The sequence below is a fragment of the Staphylococcus cornubiensis genome, from assembly GCF_900183575.1.
GTDB lineage: Bacteria > Bacillota > Bacilli > Staphylococcales > Staphylococcaceae > Staphylococcus > Staphylococcus cornubiensis.
In genome coordinates this window covers 295261-312671 of record NZ_FXUZ01000001.1, presented here as the reverse complement: position 1 = coordinate 312671, position 17411 = coordinate 295261, and the positions used below count along the sequence as shown (strand labels likewise).

Annotated in this window: 16 protein-coding genes; 2 read left to right on the top strand and 14 right to left on the bottom strand. The window is 35.8% G+C overall.

What is annotated here, in order from left to right; all coding sequences use genetic code 11:
* Position 1: 1 nt before the first annotated feature.
* From pstB to CCE82_RS01590, 6 genes are all read right to left on the bottom strand, one after another.
* Positions 2 to 844 (bottom strand): phosphate ABC transporter ATP-binding protein PstB, encoded by an 843-nt coding sequence (pstB, locus tag CCE82_RS01615; RefSeq protein ID WP_086427689.1) that lies wholly within the window; start codon positions 842 to 844, stop codon positions 2 to 4.
* A gap of 18 nt (positions 845 to 862) precedes the next feature.
* Positions 863 to 1741 carry a phosphate ABC transporter permease PstA gene (gene pstA, locus CCE82_RS01610; protein WP_086427688.1) on the bottom strand — a complete coding sequence of 293 codons (879 nt, stop codon included), beginning with the start codon at positions 1739 to 1741 and terminating at the stop codon, positions 863 to 865.
* A gap of 2 nt (positions 1742 to 1743) precedes the next feature.
* Positions 1744 to 2670: a phosphate ABC transporter permease subunit PstC gene (pstC, locus tag CCE82_RS01605; RefSeq protein ID WP_086427687.1), complete on the bottom strand. Its 927-nt coding sequence runs from the start codon at positions 2668 to 2670 to the stop codon at positions 1744 to 1746.
* Positions 2671 to 2785: 115 nt separating this feature from the next.
* A complete protein-coding gene (locus CCE82_RS01600) occupies positions 2786 to 3748 on the bottom strand; it encodes a PstS family phosphate ABC transporter substrate-binding protein (protein ID WP_086427686.1) in 963 nt (320 codons plus the stop codon).
* 314 nt (positions 3749 to 4062) lie between these two features.
* A complete protein-coding gene (locus CCE82_RS01595) occupies positions 4063 to 6102 on the bottom strand; it encodes a peptidoglycan D,D-transpeptidase FtsI family protein (RefSeq protein ID WP_086427685.1) in 2040 nt (679 codons plus the stop codon).
* Between the two features lie 299 nt (positions 6103 to 6401).
* Positions 6402 to 7001: a superoxide dismutase gene (locus CCE82_RS01590; RefSeq protein ID WP_086427684.1), complete on the bottom strand. Its 600-nt coding sequence runs from the start codon at positions 6999 to 7001 to the stop codon at positions 6402 to 6404.
* A 346-nt stretch (positions 7002 to 7347) separates the two neighbouring features.
* On the opposite strand from CCE82_RS01590, the gene ispG reads away from it, so the two are divergent.
* On the top strand, positions 7348 to 8454 hold the full coding sequence (gene ispG, locus CCE82_RS01585) for a flavodoxin-dependent (E)-4-hydroxy-3-methylbut-2-enyl-diphosphate synthase (RefSeq protein WP_086427683.1): 1107 nt from the start codon (positions 7348 to 7350) through the stop codon (positions 8452 to 8454).
* 193 nt (positions 8455 to 8647) lie between these two features.
* Here ispG and CCE82_RS01580 read toward each other — a convergent pair whose 3' ends face one another.
* From CCE82_RS01580 to CCE82_RS01560, 5 genes are all read right to left on the bottom strand, one after another.
* Positions 8648 to 9055 (bottom strand): Fur family transcriptional regulator, encoded by a 408-nt coding sequence (locus CCE82_RS01580; RefSeq protein ID WP_086427682.1) that lies wholly within the window; start codon positions 9053 to 9055, stop codon positions 8648 to 8650.
* A complete protein-coding gene (locus CCE82_RS01575) occupies positions 9018 to 9905 on the bottom strand; it encodes a metal ABC transporter permease (protein WP_086427681.1) in 888 nt (295 codons plus the stop codon). The genes CCE82_RS01580 and CCE82_RS01575 overlap by 38 nt, the downstream gene beginning before the upstream one ends.
* Entirely contained in the window at positions 9902 to 10672 is a 771-nt protein-coding gene (locus CCE82_RS01570; RefSeq protein ID WP_086427680.1) for a metal ABC transporter ATP-binding protein, read from the bottom strand. Before CCE82_RS01570 ends, CCE82_RS01575 begins: the two co-directional genes overlap by 4 nt.
* A 199-nt stretch (positions 10673 to 10871) precedes the next feature.
* The gene (locus tag CCE82_RS01565) at positions 10872 to 11765 is read right to left on the bottom strand and encodes a deoxyribonuclease IV (RefSeq protein ID WP_086427679.1); all 894 of its coding nucleotides are present in this window, start codon (positions 11763 to 11765) and stop codon (positions 10872 to 10874) included.
* Between the two features lie 24 nt (positions 11766 to 11789).
* Complete coding sequence (locus CCE82_RS01560; RefSeq protein ID WP_086427678.1) at positions 11790 to 13124, bottom strand: DEAD/DEAH box helicase; 1335 nt, start codon at positions 13122 to 13124, stop codon at positions 11790 to 11792.
* A gap of 182 nt (positions 13125 to 13306) precedes the next feature.
* On the opposite strand from CCE82_RS01560, the gene CCE82_RS01555 reads away from it, so the two are divergent.
* The gene (locus CCE82_RS01555) at positions 13307 to 14275 is read left to right on the top strand and encodes a 4-hydroxy-3-methylbut-2-enyl diphosphate reductase (RefSeq protein ID WP_086427677.1); all 969 of its coding nucleotides are present in this window, start codon (positions 13307 to 13309) and stop codon (positions 14273 to 14275) included.
* A gap of 156 nt (positions 14276 to 14431) precedes the next feature.
* Here the strand turns inward: CCE82_RS01555 and CCE82_RS01550 are convergent, their stop codons facing one another.
* From CCE82_RS01550 to rpoD, 3 genes are all read right to left on the bottom strand, one after another.
* Positions 14432 to 15535, bottom strand: coding sequence for a Nif3-like dinuclear metal center hexameric protein (locus CCE82_RS01550; RefSeq protein ID WP_086427676.1), 1104 nt, complete (start codon positions 15533 to 15535; stop codon positions 14432 to 14434).
* Positions 15532 to 16209: a tRNA (adenine(22)-N(1))-methyltransferase gene (locus tag CCE82_RS01545; protein WP_086427675.1), complete on the bottom strand. Its 678-nt coding sequence runs from the start codon at positions 16207 to 16209 to the stop codon at positions 15532 to 15534. The genes CCE82_RS01550 and CCE82_RS01545 overlap by 4 nt, the downstream gene beginning before the upstream one ends.
* Positions 16210 to 16285: 76 nt before the next feature.
* Complete coding sequence (gene rpoD, locus CCE82_RS01540; RefSeq protein WP_019165210.1) at positions 16286 to 17395, bottom strand: RNA polymerase sigma factor RpoD; 1110 nt, start codon at positions 17393 to 17395, stop codon at positions 16286 to 16288.
* Positions 17396 to 17411 lie beyond the last annotated feature (16 nt).

Here is a 17411-nt window from a genome sequence, read left to right as displayed (position 1 = left end):
ATTAACCGAAACGTCCTGAAATATAGTCTTCAGTTTGTTTGTCAGAAGGGTTTGAAAAAATCTTATCAGTATCATCATATTCATTCACATAGCCGTTTAAGAAAAAGGCGGTTTTGTCAGAAACGCGCGCGGCTTGTTGCATATTATGCGTCACAATAATAATGGAATAATCTTTCTTTAAGTCTTGTACTAGCTCTTCAACTCTTAATGTTGAAATTGGGTCAAGTGCCGATGTCGGTTCGTCCATTAAGATGACGTCAGGTTCAATCGCTAAACAACGCGCGATACAAACACGTTGTTGTTGCCCACCTGAAAGACCATATGCATTTTGGTCTAAACGATCTTTTAATTCGTCCCAAATTGCGGCACCTTTAAGAGACTTTTCGACAATCTCATCTAAAATTTTCTTGTCTTTAATCCCATGAATACGTGGTCCATACGTGATATTATCATAAATCGACTTTGGAAATGGATTCGGTTGTTGGAATACCATCCCGACTTGCGTACGCAGTTTTTCTACTGGATAGCGTTTATCGAAAATATTTTGATCTCTGTAGAAAATTTTGCCGGACGTTTTAACAGAAGGCACGAGTTCTACCATGCGATTTAACGCTTTGACATATGTTGATTTACCAGAACCAGATGGCCCGATAATCGCAGTGACATTTTTTTCGTAAATGTCTAAATTGATATTTTTTAAAGAATGCTGTTCACCATACCATAAATCTAAGTTTTGTGTTGAATAAACGATAGCTTGATTTGAATTTGTTTGGCTTTGTAAATTGCTTTCTTGCTTATGATTGATTTTCGCGGTTTCTTTTTCTAATGTGTGTATTTCAGTCATAAATTAACCCTCATTTCACTAATACTTTTTAGAATATTTGTTTCGAATAATGACTGCAATTGTGTTTAATATGAGTAAAATGGCAAGTAACACAATAATGGCTGCAGATGATAATGCCTGAAAATCGATGCCAGGTTTTCGTGCCCAATCATAAATTTGTAATGGTAACGTTTGAAACGAATCTAAAATACTATTCGGTGTACGTAATAAAATCGTTGGTATACCAATTGCAACTAAAGGCGCTGTTTCTCCAATGGCACGTGAAATGGCTAAGATTACGCCAGTGACAATACCAGGGATTGCTGCGGGTAACACGACTTGTTGAATGGTTTGCCACTTATTAGCACCTAATCCATATGATGCCTCTTTTACTGAGTTAGGAACTGCGCGAATGGCTTCTTGGCTGGCAACGATAATAACAGGTAAAATAAGTAACGCTAATGTTAATGCAGCAGCAATGACCGAATTGCCCAATTTAAGTAAAGCTACAAAAATCGTCGCACCTAAAAGTCCATATACAATTGAAGGCACGGAAGCAAGATTTGAAATATTAACACGTATAAATTTAGTAAATGCATTATCTTTCGCGTATTCTTCTAAATAAATCGCGCTACCTACACCTAACACTAAGGCGATAGGAATTAAGGTCACCATTAACCAAAGCGTACCGATTAATGCACCTTTCACGCCAGCTGTATTTGCTGACGAGGAAGAAAAGTTTGTAAAAAAGTCAGTACTCATGACAGGAAGCCCTTTTCTTAAAATATCAATAATCAGAATGGCCAACACGATGAGTCCTAACAAAGTACAAATAAAGAAAAACGTTTTAAATACTTTATTTTTAGTCATACGACCAGAGAGTTTCGCTTCAACGCTTTTTTGATCGACTAAATTCATTATTAATACTCCTCTCTGAAACGTTTCGTAATCCATTGCGATATAAAATTCATAAGCAATGTGAAAATAAACAATGTGAAACCGACTGCATAGATACTGTAATATAAATCAGAGCCGTTCGTTGCATCTCCTTGTGACACTTGCACGATATAGGCGGTCATCGTTTGTATCGAATGTGTGAGTGATAAGTCGAACGACGGACTTGAACCTGCTGCAAGCGACACAATCATCGTTTCACCAATGGCACGCGAAATGGCTAATACAATAGAAGCCATAATGCCTGATGTAGCTGCAGGAATAACAACTTTGAATACCATTTCTAGCTTAGTAGAACCGAGTCCAAGTGCACCCTCACGAATTTTTTGAGGGACAGAAGACATTGCATCCTCACTCATACTGGCTATCATTGGTATAATCATCACCCCTACGACTAACCCTGGGCTGATGGCGTTAAAGCTTCCGATATTTGGGAAAATCGTTCTAAGTACAGGAGTCACTAACGTTAGCGCAAAAAAGCCGTAAACAATCGTTGGAATACCTGCTAATACTTCTAAAATCGGTTTAATGATTTGGCGCGTTTTTTTGGAAGCATATTCACTGAGATAAATCGCTGCGCCTATGCCCACAGGTACTGCAAAAATCGTAGCAATAATCGTTATTTTTAAAGTTCCTAAAATTAAAGCCCAAATGCCATATTTGGGTGTGGCACTAAAAGGGTTCCAGTCTGTCTCAAGGAAAAATTTTGATAGCGGGACACGTGTGAAAAAAGTAATTGTTTCGGTAAGTAATGTAATAACAATTCCTAGCGTGGTTAAGATAGATATCGTAGCAATAATCGCTAAAATAATTGGCATAATTTTATCGCTAAGAGATGAGCCTGCATGACTCTTTTGTTGAATAAGCGATCTAATATTATTTTGTGATTTCATCTTAATGACTCCTTTTCTAAAAAGGGTTGAAGCATTATCAAATTGCGACAATACTCAACCCTGGACATTCAACTTCAATGACATTATTCAATTAGAAACGTGCTCACGTCATTTTTTATGATTTGTCTTTACCCGTGATTTCTTCTAATTTTTTTAGTTGCTCATCATAGTCTTTTTCAGGTAATGCGACATAATCGACACCTTTTGCTTCGGCTGCTTTACCTTTATCTTCTAATGTATATTTCATAAATTCAGCAAATGCATCATTTTCTTTTAATTTTTTATTATTTGCATAGATGAATAATGGTCTACTTAATGGATAAGAGCCATCTTGAATTGTTTTTTGATCTGGTCCAACCGCTTTGCCATCCTCATCTTTTACTTTTACGGCTTTTAAGCTATCTTCATTTTCTTTATAGAAGTTGTATGCGAAGAAACCAATACCATCTTTGTTATCTTGTACAGATTTTACAATGACGTCCGTATTTTGGTTTTTCTCTGCTTGAATATCGGCATCATCCATGACCTCTTCGGTAAAGAAATCATATGTTCCGTGTGATTGGTCTGGTGAAAAAGCTTTAATTGGCTCATCAGGATAATCTGAATTAACATCAGACCACTTTTTAGCCTCTCCTGAATAAATCTTTTTCAAATCAGCTAATGTAATCTCTTTAAGGAAATCATTATCCTTATTAACTGCAATTGTTAAGCCATCTCGAGCGACTTTAAATTCTGTATAATCAATCCCTTTGTCTTTTAATTGCGATTTTTCTTCATCTTTAATCGGACGTGATGCATTAGAAAAATCTGTTTTACCTGCAATAAACTGTTTGAAACCGTCACCAGTACCTGATGTAACGTTTTCAACTGTTGCTTTATCATGACTTGAAGAGAAATCTTCGTTCAATTTTTCAATGATTGGGGCTACTGTTGAAGAACCGTTCCCTTTTACTGTTCCTTCAACATTAGAACTTTTAGTATCTCCTTGATTTCCGTTTTGTTGAGATGCACCACCACATGCACTTAAAACGATTGAAGCACCAATGAGTGTACCGCCCAGTGTTTGCCATTTTTTCATTGAAACATCCTCCTAGAATTAACTTTCGATTTGATTACAATTTAAGGATACAAATGTTTTATTAATCAGGAATGAATGATGTGTAAAGTTTATGTTAATTTATTGTTCTATATCTTTTGAAGGATTAAATTCTATTTGATAAAAGATGATTATGATGATGGCATAGTTTTAAGTGAGAGAATGTATTTAGAAGGTTTGTGTGGAAATGCTTGGATATAAGTCGATAAAAACAAAGACTGGGAAAACTTAATCTCCCAGTCCCGTTTATTCAATGTTATTAGAAATATTTATTTGTTGTGACTTAACTGTGTTGTCTACTTATCAAAGTAATAATTAATGACATCTCGTCCTAAGTCTCCACCATTCAGCCAAGGTTCTGGCACTGGTTGGTTCGTATAAACGATAGAAAATGCTAATTGTGGATCATCAGCAGGTGCATAACCGATATAAGTCGAGTTAACACGTGGTTCGCCGTCTTGGAATACTTCGGCTGTCCCTGTTTTACCTGCTGAGCGTACTTTTGTTTTGTTAAAACTCACATAGCCGGTACCTTGTGGCTTATTAAATGCCATGTCGAAACCTTTTTGCACTTCTTTAATTTCTTCAGGTGTATTATTCACTCGATTAAGCACACGACCATTAATTTTATGCTTAACCGGCCCTAGCTCATCATCACTTGTCGCTTTATGAATCTCTTTCCCGATATGGGGCTGAATGCGATAACCATTATTTGCAATGGTTGAAACATATTGTGACAGCTGTAATGGTGAGTACGTATCATATTGACCAATTGCTAAATCAAGGTAATTTCCTGGATTATCTTTTAAAGGTTCAATTTGACCACTTACTTCATTTGGTAAGTCAATCCCTGTTTTGACGCCGAGACCTACCTGATTCAATCCTTTACGTAATTTTTGACCAGGTACCGTGACATCTGTTGGTAGTGGCATGTGTGGTTGATATTCAAGTCCAGCTAACTTCAATGCAGTCTTAAACATGTATACGTTAGAAGAATGCATTAATGCTTCTTTATCGTCAATCAATTTTTGACCATTTTTGTTGAAATATGAACGTTTTGTTAACCCACCTTTAAATGTCAATGGTTCGTCTACCATTTGATCGCCAACGTGAATGACATCATTTTGGTAACCAGTGAGTAGTGTGGCCCCTTTTACAGATGACCCTACTGCATATTGTGAGGTGAATGTCCCAATGTCGTAATCTGTTAAAGACCCATCTTTTGCAATTTTTTTACCAACCATGGCTAAAATATCACCATTTTTCGGATCCTGTACAACCATCATCGCTGAATCCATATCTTGAGCCCCTTCTGAGCGCAACTTTTTAATTTGTGATTCTAAATATGATTCAGCTTTTTGTTGGAGTTTAATATCAATAGTCAGTACTAAATCGTCGCCTCGAGAACCTTCATTCACAACTTCAGAATCGATAATTGCACCGGATTTATCAGTAGTATACCGCATCTCTTTCTTCTTACCACGCAGTACATTTTCATATTGTAATTCAAGGTAACTTTTACCTACCCGGTCATTACGTGAATAACCTTTTGAAAGATAATCGTCTGTCAGTTCTTTCGGTAAACCTTCTTCTGGGGTCGATACACTACCTAAAATGCCTCTTAATGTGTTACCATATGGATATTTTCTATCCCAGTCCATTTCTGTATTAATGCCTGGTAAATCAGCTAACTTTTGAGAAACTGATGCATATTCTTCGTCAGTCACTTTATCTTTTTTAATCGTTCTTGGACTTAAAGTCGAACCTTGCATCATTTCGCGATAAATAGCCAATATTTGTAAGTCTTTTTTGGTTAAAGTGTCGAGTTGTTTATCAGTAATTTTTGTGAGTAACTGTTGATCATAATCTTCTTGTGAAATATCACCATTTTCATACAGTTGCTGTTCTTTTTTCATTAAATCTTTCGCTTCATCTGGATGTTTTTGAATCCAAAAGTCTTTTTTATCACGCTCAGTAATTTTAGACGTATCCATTTTAATCAATTTTGACAGTTTTTGCGCTGTAGTTAGAATTTCTTCTTGCGTCGTTTTTTTACCACGCGTATATGTAATGGATTTTTTAGATGCATTGTCAACAATGACATTACCGTTTCTGTCTAAAATACGCCCTCTTGGCACAGATTCATTTACGGTCACATTTTCACTTTCACGAATCATTTGATTATATTGTGAACCTTGAGCGATTTGTAAATAACCTAACCGTAATACTATCGCGACAAACGCAAAAATGATGATTGCAAATATAAAGTTAATCCGTTTATTCATATGATGACGCATTTTTTCATCATTCGTTTTTTCTTTTAATCGTTTTAACAATACAACCGACCTCTATTCACATAGTTCTCTTTAAAATGATATATGAAATACATCGTTTTTGCTAATGTTTTGTGATGAATCAAACAAAAAAATTACAAGGTTATCAACGATATGTAGTGGGCTTAAGATGAACAGTAGCGTCTATTTCTTACGTACCTTTGATATTTCATAAAATTCTTATCCTTATATTACATATGTCAAACACCACATATTTTTAATCACACAAAAAAGAGACTAAGCAATTTTGCGTTGCCTAGCCTCAATCATTCATTTCACGCTTTAATGGTGAAACTTAAAATTTATTTTGCAGCTTTGTAAAGTTCGTCAACTTTTTCCCAGTTTACAACTTTCCAGAAAGTACCAATGTAGTCTGGACGTTTGTTTTGGAATTTAAGGTAATAAGCATGTTCCCAAACGTCTAACGCTAAAATTGGTGTTAATCCTTCAGTTAAAGGACTATCTTGGTTCGCTGTTGTAACGATTTCTAATTTACCGTTATTTACAACAAGCCAAGCCCAACCTGAACCGAAGCGACCAGCTGCTTTGTCTGCAAATTCGTTTTTGAATTCGTCTAAAGAACCCCATTGCTCTTTAATTTTATCTACTACTTCACCTTTTTCTTCTGAGTTAGGTGATAAAATTTGCCAGAAAATAGAGTGATTTAAGTGACCGCCACCATTATTACGAACTGCTGTACGTAAGTTTTCTGGTACGCTGTCTAAGTTTGCAATTAAATCTTCTAATGATTTATTTTCAAATTCAGTACCTTCAACAGCAGCATTTAATTTAGTTACGTAAGTGTTATGATGCTTGCTGTGATGGATTTCCATAGTTTCTTTATCAATATGTGGTTCTAATGCATCATAAGAATAAGGTAATTTTGGTAGTTCAAAAGCCATAATTAATCATCCTCCTAAATTTGATTCCATATTTATTGTATCAACTTTGTACCTTTAATCAATCAATTTGCTTAAAAGTACTTGTTGTGTAATCAATTAAAGACTTACACTATTTATTATAGCTCAGTTATGGCATTTTTAAACATACAAAATCAAAATAGGTCATTAGTCTGATTGTTGATAACACTAAAGAAAAAATGACGATATCATGAAAAATTTTGCGGTGTTTGAATCATATTGTTTTGAATAAACACGCACGCATATTGTATAATATGAAATAACGTTGATTAATGGTCTCTGAGCAGTACATTTTCAAGTTAAAAATATTTATAAAGGAGTTCCTAACATGGCTGAAATAACACATCGTAAAAATACGCGACCAGTTAAAGTTGGTGATTTAACAATTGGTGGTGCAGATGAAGTTGTTATTCAAAGTATGACAACGACTAAAACTCACGATGTTGAGGCAACAGTAGCTGAAATTAAGCGATTAGAAGAAGCAGGTTGTCAAATTGTACGTGTCGCTTGTCCTAATGAGGAGGACGCACATGCAATTAAAGATATTAAAGCACGTATTAATATTCCACTCGTAGTTGATATTCATTTTAATTATAAACTCGCATTGATTGCGATTGAAAATGGTGCTGACAAGATTCGTATCAATCCAGGTAACATCGGAAGACGTGAAAAAGTTGAAGCGGTAGTAGAAGCATGTAAAGCTAAAGGTATTCCGATTCGTATTGGTGTAAACGCGGGCTCACTTGAAAAGCACATTTTAAAAAAATATGGTTATCCTACTGCAGATGGTATGGTTGAAAGTGCTTTACATCATATTAAAATTTTAGAAGAACTCGATTTCCATGACATTATCGTCTCAATGAAAGCGAGTGATGTTAATTTAGCTATTGAAGCCTATACTAAAGCAGCAAAAGCTTTCGACTATCCATTACATCTAGGTATTACAGAAAGTGGTACATTGTTTAATGGTACAGTGAAATCTTCAGCAGGTTTAGGTGCGATTTTATCTTTAGGTATTGGTAACACAATGCGTATTTCTTTATCAGCAGACCCTGTTGAGGAAGTAAAAGTAGCAAAATCATTATTAAAATCATTTGGTCTTGCAAGTAATGCGGCAACATTGATTGCATGCCCGACTTGTGGACGTATTGAAATTGACTTAATTTCAATTGCAAATGAAGTTGAAGAATACATCGAAAAACTACAAATTCCATTAAAGGTTGCTGTATTAGGCTGTGCTGTTAATGGTCCAGGTGAAGCACGTGAAGCGGACATTGGTATTGCGGGCGCACGTGGCGAAGGATTGCTGTTTATGAAAGGTAAAACAGTACGTAAAGTACCTGAAGAAACAATGGTAGATGAGTTAAAGATGGAGATTGATAAATTGGCTGCTGAATGGGAAGAAAATAAGAAGCAAGAAGCAGCGCAAAATTAATATTTACATTTCGCGCCATTTAAATCAATATTATTTACAACTAAGCTTCCTACATTGGTGGGGAGCTTTTGTGTTTGTAACTCTTCAAATTGCTGAACTATCGCTCGCGTTTGTATTGGTTACGAATGCCACTATGCTAAAACATAAAAAAGCACGCAATGTTAACTTAAATCGAACATTGCGTGCTTTTTGATTATTTACATTTTTCACACATACCGTATACTTCTAGCTTGTGCATTTCAATATCTACATTAGGCAACGATTCTCTAATTTCTGGCATTGGACAGAAATCGATAACTTTAGTATCACCACAAACAGTACAAATAAAATGATGGTGATGATGTGATGTACATGCTGCGCGGAATTTCATTTCTCCATCCAACTCTGTTCCCTCAATAATACCCAAAGTTTTAAATAGATGAAGATTACGATAGATCGTATCAAATGAAATACCTGGATAATTTGTATTCATTTGTTGCTGTACTGTTTTTGCATTAATGTATTTATCCTCGTTGATAAACATTTCAATCATATCTCGACGTTTATCTGTATATTTATGCCCATTATTTTTCAATATACGAATGGCTTCTTCCATTTTCATTACGCTTCACTCCCTTTAGTTTTCCGGTAACAAAGGACTGATAGAAAAGTGTCAAACCTAGCATGATGACTAATATGACAACGATAATACCACCAGGTGAAATATTTAAATAAAACGCTGTAATAAGTCCTACTATGACAGAAAACTCTCCGATAATGATACTTATTAATATAAATTGTTTAAATCCTTTTGTCCAACGCATTGCAATGGCGACAGGTAATGTGATGAGTGCACTGACTAATAATACACCAATGACACGCATCGATGCAGAAATGACGAGTGCAACAATGACGATAAACAAAAATTGAATCCATTTCGGAATACCAATCACTTGGCTATATTCTGTATCGAAAGAAAGGATGAACAACTCTTTGTAAAACAACATAATAAAAAGTAATACTAAAACGGAAATGGTTACAATCGTGATTAAATCACTGATGGATACTGCACTAATTGAACCAAATAATAATCCTACAAGTTCCTGATTAAACCCTTTTGCTAATGAAATAAAGATGGCACTTAAACCAATCCCTGTACTCATAATAATCGGTATTGCAATTTCTTGATAATTTTTATATGACGTTCTCAAATATTCAATTAAGAGTGCACCAATAATTGCAAATAAAATCCCTGTCCAAATCGGATTCACAAATGCAAATATAGGTGAAAAAGTGATTAAAAACATACCGAATGAAATACCACCTAAAGTAACGTGGCTTAATGCATCGGCAATGAGTGAGAGTCGCCTCACAACAATAAATGTTCCAATGAGTGGTGCAATCAATCCAATGAGAATACCACTAATAAATGAATATCTAATAAATTCAAAGTTCAATATTGCATCAATCATACACAACAATCCCTATCATGCTTATGGTCTACAAATTTAATTGGATGACCATAAATTTTTGATATTTCAACTTCATCCAATGATTTAAATTCACTGACTGCACCATGGAAATGAAGATGTTTATTTAAACATGCTACATCTGTAGCCGTATCCGCAACTACACCAATATCATGTGTAACGAGGATAATGGTTACACCTTCTTGTTTGAGGTGGCTCAACGTTTCATAAAATTCACCGACATGTTTGGCGTCGATACCATTGGTCGGTTCATCTAAAACAAGTACAGCCGGATCAGACACCAACGCACGGGCAATCAATACACGTTGCTGTTGCCCTCCTGAAAGTTGAGCAATATTTTTATGCTTTAACGCTGAAATATTTAATCGCTTTAGCACCTGATCAACTTTATGATCATCTTCTTTACTAAACCATTTAAAAAGTTTCTTCTTTCGTGTGAGACCACTTAACACAACCTCTTTCACTGTCGCAGGAAACCCCGCAGTTACAGATGACGCTTTTTGAGATACATAGCTAATTTTATCAGTCGTTAATTTTTTATTATAAGATTCACCGTCAATAAAAATCTCACCTTTTTGTATTGGCAAAATACCTAATATTAATTTGAGCAGCGTGGACTTCCCTGCCCCATTCGGTCCAACAATGGCTAGAAATTGACCATTATGAATTCGAATATTAATATTTTCGAGTACTTTTTTTTGTTCGTAAAAGAAATCTATATTTTTTAATTCAAATACAGGTTGTGACATATTTTCACCTCAATCTATTACTATACCTTTACTCAATGAAAATGTAAATAGTAATGTTTACGATAGAACGATATTATTATACCACAATTTATGGTCGTTTAAAGGTCAAAAGCAGTTTGCAGTGACAAGCATGTTGAGCGTGATACAGAAATGTAAAAAGACCGCACCTCTATTGAGATACGGTTACTTTTCATTGTGATTATGATTGTGCTAAAATTTTATTTTTCATTTCTGGATCAAACGTTTCATTTTTAAATGCTTCAATTTCAAAACGATAAGGTGGTTTTTTGTTTTTCTTATCTTCACCGACATAAGGTGTTTCTAAAATTTTAGGAATGTCTTTAAATTGTTCATGATGTACGACATAATTTAAAGCATCAAAACCGATATGTCCGAAACCAATATTTTCATGACGATCTTTATGTGCTGAAATTGGGTTTTTACTATCGTTAACATGCACTACTTTAATACGGTCCACACCAATGATACGATCGAATTCGTTTAAAACGCCATCAAAATCGTTTACAACATCATAGCCAGCATCGTGAATATGGCATGTATCAAGACATACAGATAATCGGTCATTATTTGTAACGCCATCGATAATCTGTGCAATTTCTTCAAAAGTTCTACCAATTTCTGAACCTTTTCCAGCCATTGTTTCTAATGCGATTCTGACATCGTTTTGATTCGTTAAAACTTCATTTAATCCCTCGATGATACGTTTTATGCCTACTTCTGGCCCAGCACCAACGTGAGCACCTGGGTGCAATACAATATCTTTTGCTCCGAGCGCTTCAGTACGTTCGATTTCATTTTGTAAAAAGTTAACACCTAACTCGAACACTTCAGGTTTTTGTGTATTTGCGATATTAATAATATAAGGTGCATGCACGACGATATTTGAAAGGTTGTATCGTTCCATCGCTTTATGGCCTGCTTCGATATTCAAGTCTTCTATCGCTTTACGACGCGTGTTTTGAGGGGCACCTGTATAAATCATGAATGTTGAAGCACCATATTGATGTGCTTCTTCAGCTGAAGCCTCTAACATTTTCTTACCGCTCATAGAGACATGTGATCCTATTAACATATTTATCCTATCCTTTATTATGAACTATTTTTTTCGAGATTGACGCTTTTTCATACGACTAAATTGACGCTTTTCTTGACGTTTAAGTTGTTCGAGCTCTTGTTTGTATTTCTTTTTATAGCCCGGTTTCACTTTCTTTTTCGTATTGCGTTTCACTTTGTGTTTTACTTTTTGCGTAATGTGATCATCCTGCTTTTGACGCAATTGACGTGTATTGTGTGCTTTAATTGGTTTTAACTCACCATTTTTAATGTCTACATTTTCAAAATGGTAGCCTTTATTTTCAATCGCTTCAATTAAATACGCTTCTTCTGGTGTATAAAGTGTAATGGCTACCCCTTTATAGTTTCCTCTACCCGTACGACCGACACGATGCGTAAAGAAATCAATATCTTTCGGAACATCAAAGTTAATGACGTGACTGACCCCTTCAATATCAATGCCACGAGAAGCAAGGTCACTGGCAATGACATATTGATAGTCTAAGTTACGGATACGTTTCATTTGTTGTTTACGCTCTCGAGGTGTTAATCCGCCGTGAATCATCCCCACTTGAATACCTTGTTGTTGCAGTTCATCCGCAAGCTGATTTGCACTTTCTCTACTATTACAAAAAATAATCGCTAAATACGGATTTAACATATCGAATAAAGAAATTGCTTTTTCGATTTTCTGAGTCCCTTTTGTCGGTATTAAATAAAACTCGATGCTCTTTTTATTTTTTGACTCGCTTTTTACTTCAACAAATTCTGGATGTTCTAAATATTTATTTAAAAATGGATGCAGTGATTTTGGAATCGTTGCACTAAATACAGCCATTTTTGCGTCATCGTCTAATTTTGCAGCGATTTGGTCAACTTCTTCAATTAAACCAAGATCAATCATTAAATCAGCTTCATCTATGACTAAATAATGTGCTAAATGAACGTGAAGTGCACCAATTTTAGCTAAATCATTGATACGTGTTGGTGTACCGATAATGAGTTGGGGTTGCACAGTCGTTTTTTGTTTATCTTTTTCAAAATCCGTTCCTCCGATAAACAAACTGACTTTAATCCCGGTTTTATATTCACTTAATTGTAAAGCTGCTTGATACAATTGAGTTGCAAGTTCACGTGTTGGGGCTACAATAATGGATTGTGGCTCGTGAATAGCAGGATCCAATTGTTGAAATAATGGTAAAAGAAAAGCATGAGACTTTCCTGTACCCGTTTGAGATTGACCAATAAGGTTGACTTGTTTCAAGATTTTAGGGATAACACGCTGTTGTATTTCTGTCGGTTGTTTAAAATTTAATGCCGTTATTGCTTCAATTAAAGTTGAATCAAAACGAAATTGGTCAAATGGATGCTTTGCCATGGTTTGGCCTCCTTAAAGATTCGTCTCTATATTATAAATGAAATTAAGGTTAATGAAAACAAGCAAGTAGATGTTTTTAATTTTTTTGGTGTACTTGACTTTACAAATACCTTGTTGTGTATTAATTTTAAAACTGCTGTGTAATTGATATAATAAGTTATTAAAGGAGGTTCGTGTACAGAATGGAAATCATTAAAATTACCCCACGTGGTTATTGTTATGGCGTGGTCGATGCCATGGTGATTGCACGTAATGCATCACTTGATCCAAACTTACCACGTCCTATTTATATATTAGGAATGATTGTGCATAATAAACATGTGACAGATGCTTTTGAATCAGACGGAATTATTACATTAGACGGACCGAATCGTTTAGAAATATTAGATCAAATTAATGAAGGGACAGTCATCTTTACGGCGCATGGTGTCTCACCCGAAGTTAAAAGACGTGCCAAAGAAAAAGGTTTAACATGTATCGACGCGACTTGTCCTGATGTTGAAAATACACATCAACTCATTCGAGATAAAAAAGCACAAGGTTATCATGTCGTCTATATCGGTAAAAAAGGACACCCTGAGCCAGAGGGAGCTGTTGGTGTCGCACCAGATATCGTGTATCTTGTTGAAACGAAAGAGGACGTTGAAGCATTGCCAGATACACTGAATGACTATCCTTTAATCGTGACGAATCAAACGACGATGTCACAATGGGATGTCGCGCATTTAATGGATGATTTACAAGAGCGATTTCCACATGTTGAACAGCACAAAGAGATTTGCCAAGCGACACAAGTACGTCAAGAAGCCGTTGCAGATCAAGCAGGTGCTGCAGATTTACTCATCGTTGTAGGTGATCCGAAAAGTAATAATTCAAATCGCCTTGCTCAAGTGTCTAAAGATATTGCACATACGAATTCTTATCGTATTGCTGACTTATCACAACTTGACTTGAACTGGTTAAATGATGTGGACACGGTAGCTGTCACAGCAGGTGCTTCTACACCTACACCTATCGTTAAAGAAGTGATTAATTTCTTAAAAGATTATGACCCAATGAATCCAGAAACACATGTGACAGCATCTCATGTGCCAGTCGAAAAAATCTTACCTAAAATTAAAAAAGCAAAACCTGTTAAAATTATGGAATAAAGAATGCTTAATCAACGAAAAGAGTAAGCCCTGTTATCGCGGCTTACTCTTTTCGTGTTTTTAAGAATGTTTAAAAAAGGATTTGTTATTCATCACATCTCACCACCATTTTTAAAAAGCAAATCAGATGTGACTGTACAGTCTGGTTAATACAGCTTACATGTAATCATAAGGGTCTGTGTTTATGGTTGCAGCTTTTATTGGAATTTTGACCGATTCATCTGCCAACCAATCTTTTAATAATGTGACTAACCCTTCTTTCATGACATACTCACTATAATGATTGATATCGAGTAGATTGATACCTGCTGTTTTCGCATCTAACGCTTCATGATGCTTAATATCTCCAGTAATAAATAGGTCTGCGCCACGTTGGTGTGCAAGATTTTCAAAACCAATACCTGAACCACCAACAACTGCGACACGTTTAATTTTGGCGTTACGATTTCCAATAAAACGTACACTCGGCATATGAAGTGACTGCTTCACAGATTGTACAAAACTTTCGACTGATTGTGCTTCAGCTAATTCACCTATCATTCCTAGCCCATACTGACTCATTTTTTGCATAGGGATAAAATCATAAACAGGCGTTTCGTATGGGTGATGTGTTTGAATAAGTTCTTGTGCAAATGCGATTTGAGTACTTTGAATCATAAATTCAATTTTTAATTCTGCAACCGTTTCAATATCACCGATTTGACCGATATGTGGTTGTGCGCCTTGGACGGGCTTAAATTGACCCTGACCTTCAGTGTTGAAGAAACAATATTCATAATTGCCTTCTTTGGCCAATCCATGTGCGTTTAATGTATCTTTAAACGATTTGGCATTTTGTGCAGGAATATACACTTGTACTTTATAATATGCGTCCTCTTGTCTATCGAGTAGTTCATAGTTTTTCAAGCCTATTTTTTCTGCGAGCATGGCATTCACACCTCTAGGATGTACGTCTAGATTCGTATGTAATGCAATGAGGTTAATATTATTTTGAATAAGACGGTATAAAATTGAGCCATATCCGCCATCTTTTGTAATATTTTTGACACCTTTAAAAATTAATGGATGATGTGCAATAATGGTGTTGATATTTTGGTTAACAGCTTCTTCTACAACGTCTAAAGTACAGTCTAATGCCGTTAAAATACCGTTTACTTCACACTGCTTGTCTCCAATCAATAAACCAACATTATCCCACGATTCGGCAGTATGAAAAGGAACTTCATGATTTAAAATACCGAGCAATTCATTTAATTTCACTGTGATAACACCTCTTTAATGTCGTTTTCTTGAGTTTCAATTTCACGATAACGATGATGATGTTTTTCAGGATCGAGTTGTTGTTTAATATCTGCTAATGCCTCTAATTCACGTTCCCATTTTTCTACAAACAATGCATTTTGTTCTGGATGAAGATAAGGTCCGAATTTAAAATCTTTATCTGATAATTGCATCTTCCCTGGATCAGCGACGATGATTTCATAAATATGTGCACGTTCTTTCACCAGTGTTTCAGTTGTAATACGATAGCCGTGTTGTTGTAAAAAACGACGAATGGGTTCGCTTTGAATGTTAGACTGCAATACGAGTCTTGGCTGATTTGGAATATAAGAAATCCCTTCAGTTAAAATACGTGTAATGAGCGGACCTCCCATACCACAAATTGTGACAGTATCCACATGGTCTGTCGGTTGTAATATCGTCAAGCCATTGCCTAAGCGGACATCAATTTGTTGTTGATACCCATGAGTCGTAACATTCGTAAGTGCAGACTGGTAAGGTCCTTTAATCACTTCTCCGGCAATTGCACGTTGAATCGTACCGTTTTGAATGCAATAAATAGGTAAAAAGGCATGGTCGGAACCGATGTCCGCAAGCACTTCACCTTGAACGAACTCGCTTACTTTATCCAGTCGTCTATTAATAGGGATCATGATGTTTCTCCTTCACTTATTAAAATCATAATAAAAAGGAATGGGACATCCTCTGTCGCCATCCCTTTCTTTTGTATTAGTCCATAAAGTCTTTTAAGCGTTTGCTTCGACTTGGGTGTCTTAATTTACGTAATGCTTTTGCTTCGATTTGACGAATGCGTTCACGTGTCACACCGAATACTTTACCTACCTCTTCAAGTGTGCGTGTACGACCATCATCTAAACCGAAACGTAAACGTAGAACATTTTCTTCACGGTCAGTTAACGTGTCGAGTACATCTTCTAACTGCTCTTTCAATAATTCATAAGCCGCATGATCAGATGGACTTTGAGCTTCTTGATCTTCAATAAAGTCTCCAAGATGGCTGTCATCTTCTTCGCCAATCGGTGTTTCAAGTGATACAGGTTCTTGAGCAATTTTAAGAATTTCTCTCACTTTTTCTGGTGGTAAATCCATTTCTTCACCGATCTCTTCAGGTGCTGGATCACGACCTAAATCTTGTAGTAATTGACGTTGTACACGGATGAGTTTGTTAATGGTTTCAACCATGTGTACTGGGATACGAATCGTACGTGCTTGGTCTGCAATCGCGCGTGTAATCGCTTGTCGAATCCACCATGTTGCATAAGTAGAAAATTTGAACCCTTTACTAAAGTCGAATTTCTCTACTGCTTTGATGAGGCCCATATTACCTTCTTGAATTAAATCTAAAAAGAGCATGCCACGACCGACATAACGTTTAGCAATACTGACAACAAGACGTAAGTTCGCTTCAGCTAATCGCGCTTTAGCTACTTCGTCACCTTGTTCAATTCGTTTTGCAAGTTCGATTTCTTCTTGCGCACTTAACAAATCTACGCGACCAATTTCTTTTAAATACATACGAACAGGGTCATTAATTTTAACGCCTGGAGGTGCACTTAAATCATTAGGATTCAATTTATCATCAGTATCGGAACTGTCTTTTTCATTAACAAGTTGAATGTCATTGTCGTTAATCATGTCGAAAAATTCATCCATTTGATCAGAATCCATATCAAAATTCTGTAATTTATCTGCTACCTCTTCATGACTTAGATGACCTTCTTTTTTACCTTTTTCAATAAGTTGTTTTTTTACATCTTCTAATGTGAGTGTCGGATCGATGGTTTCTTTTTTAATTACTTTTACCTGGTTATCTGACATAAAAAGGCCTCCCAAA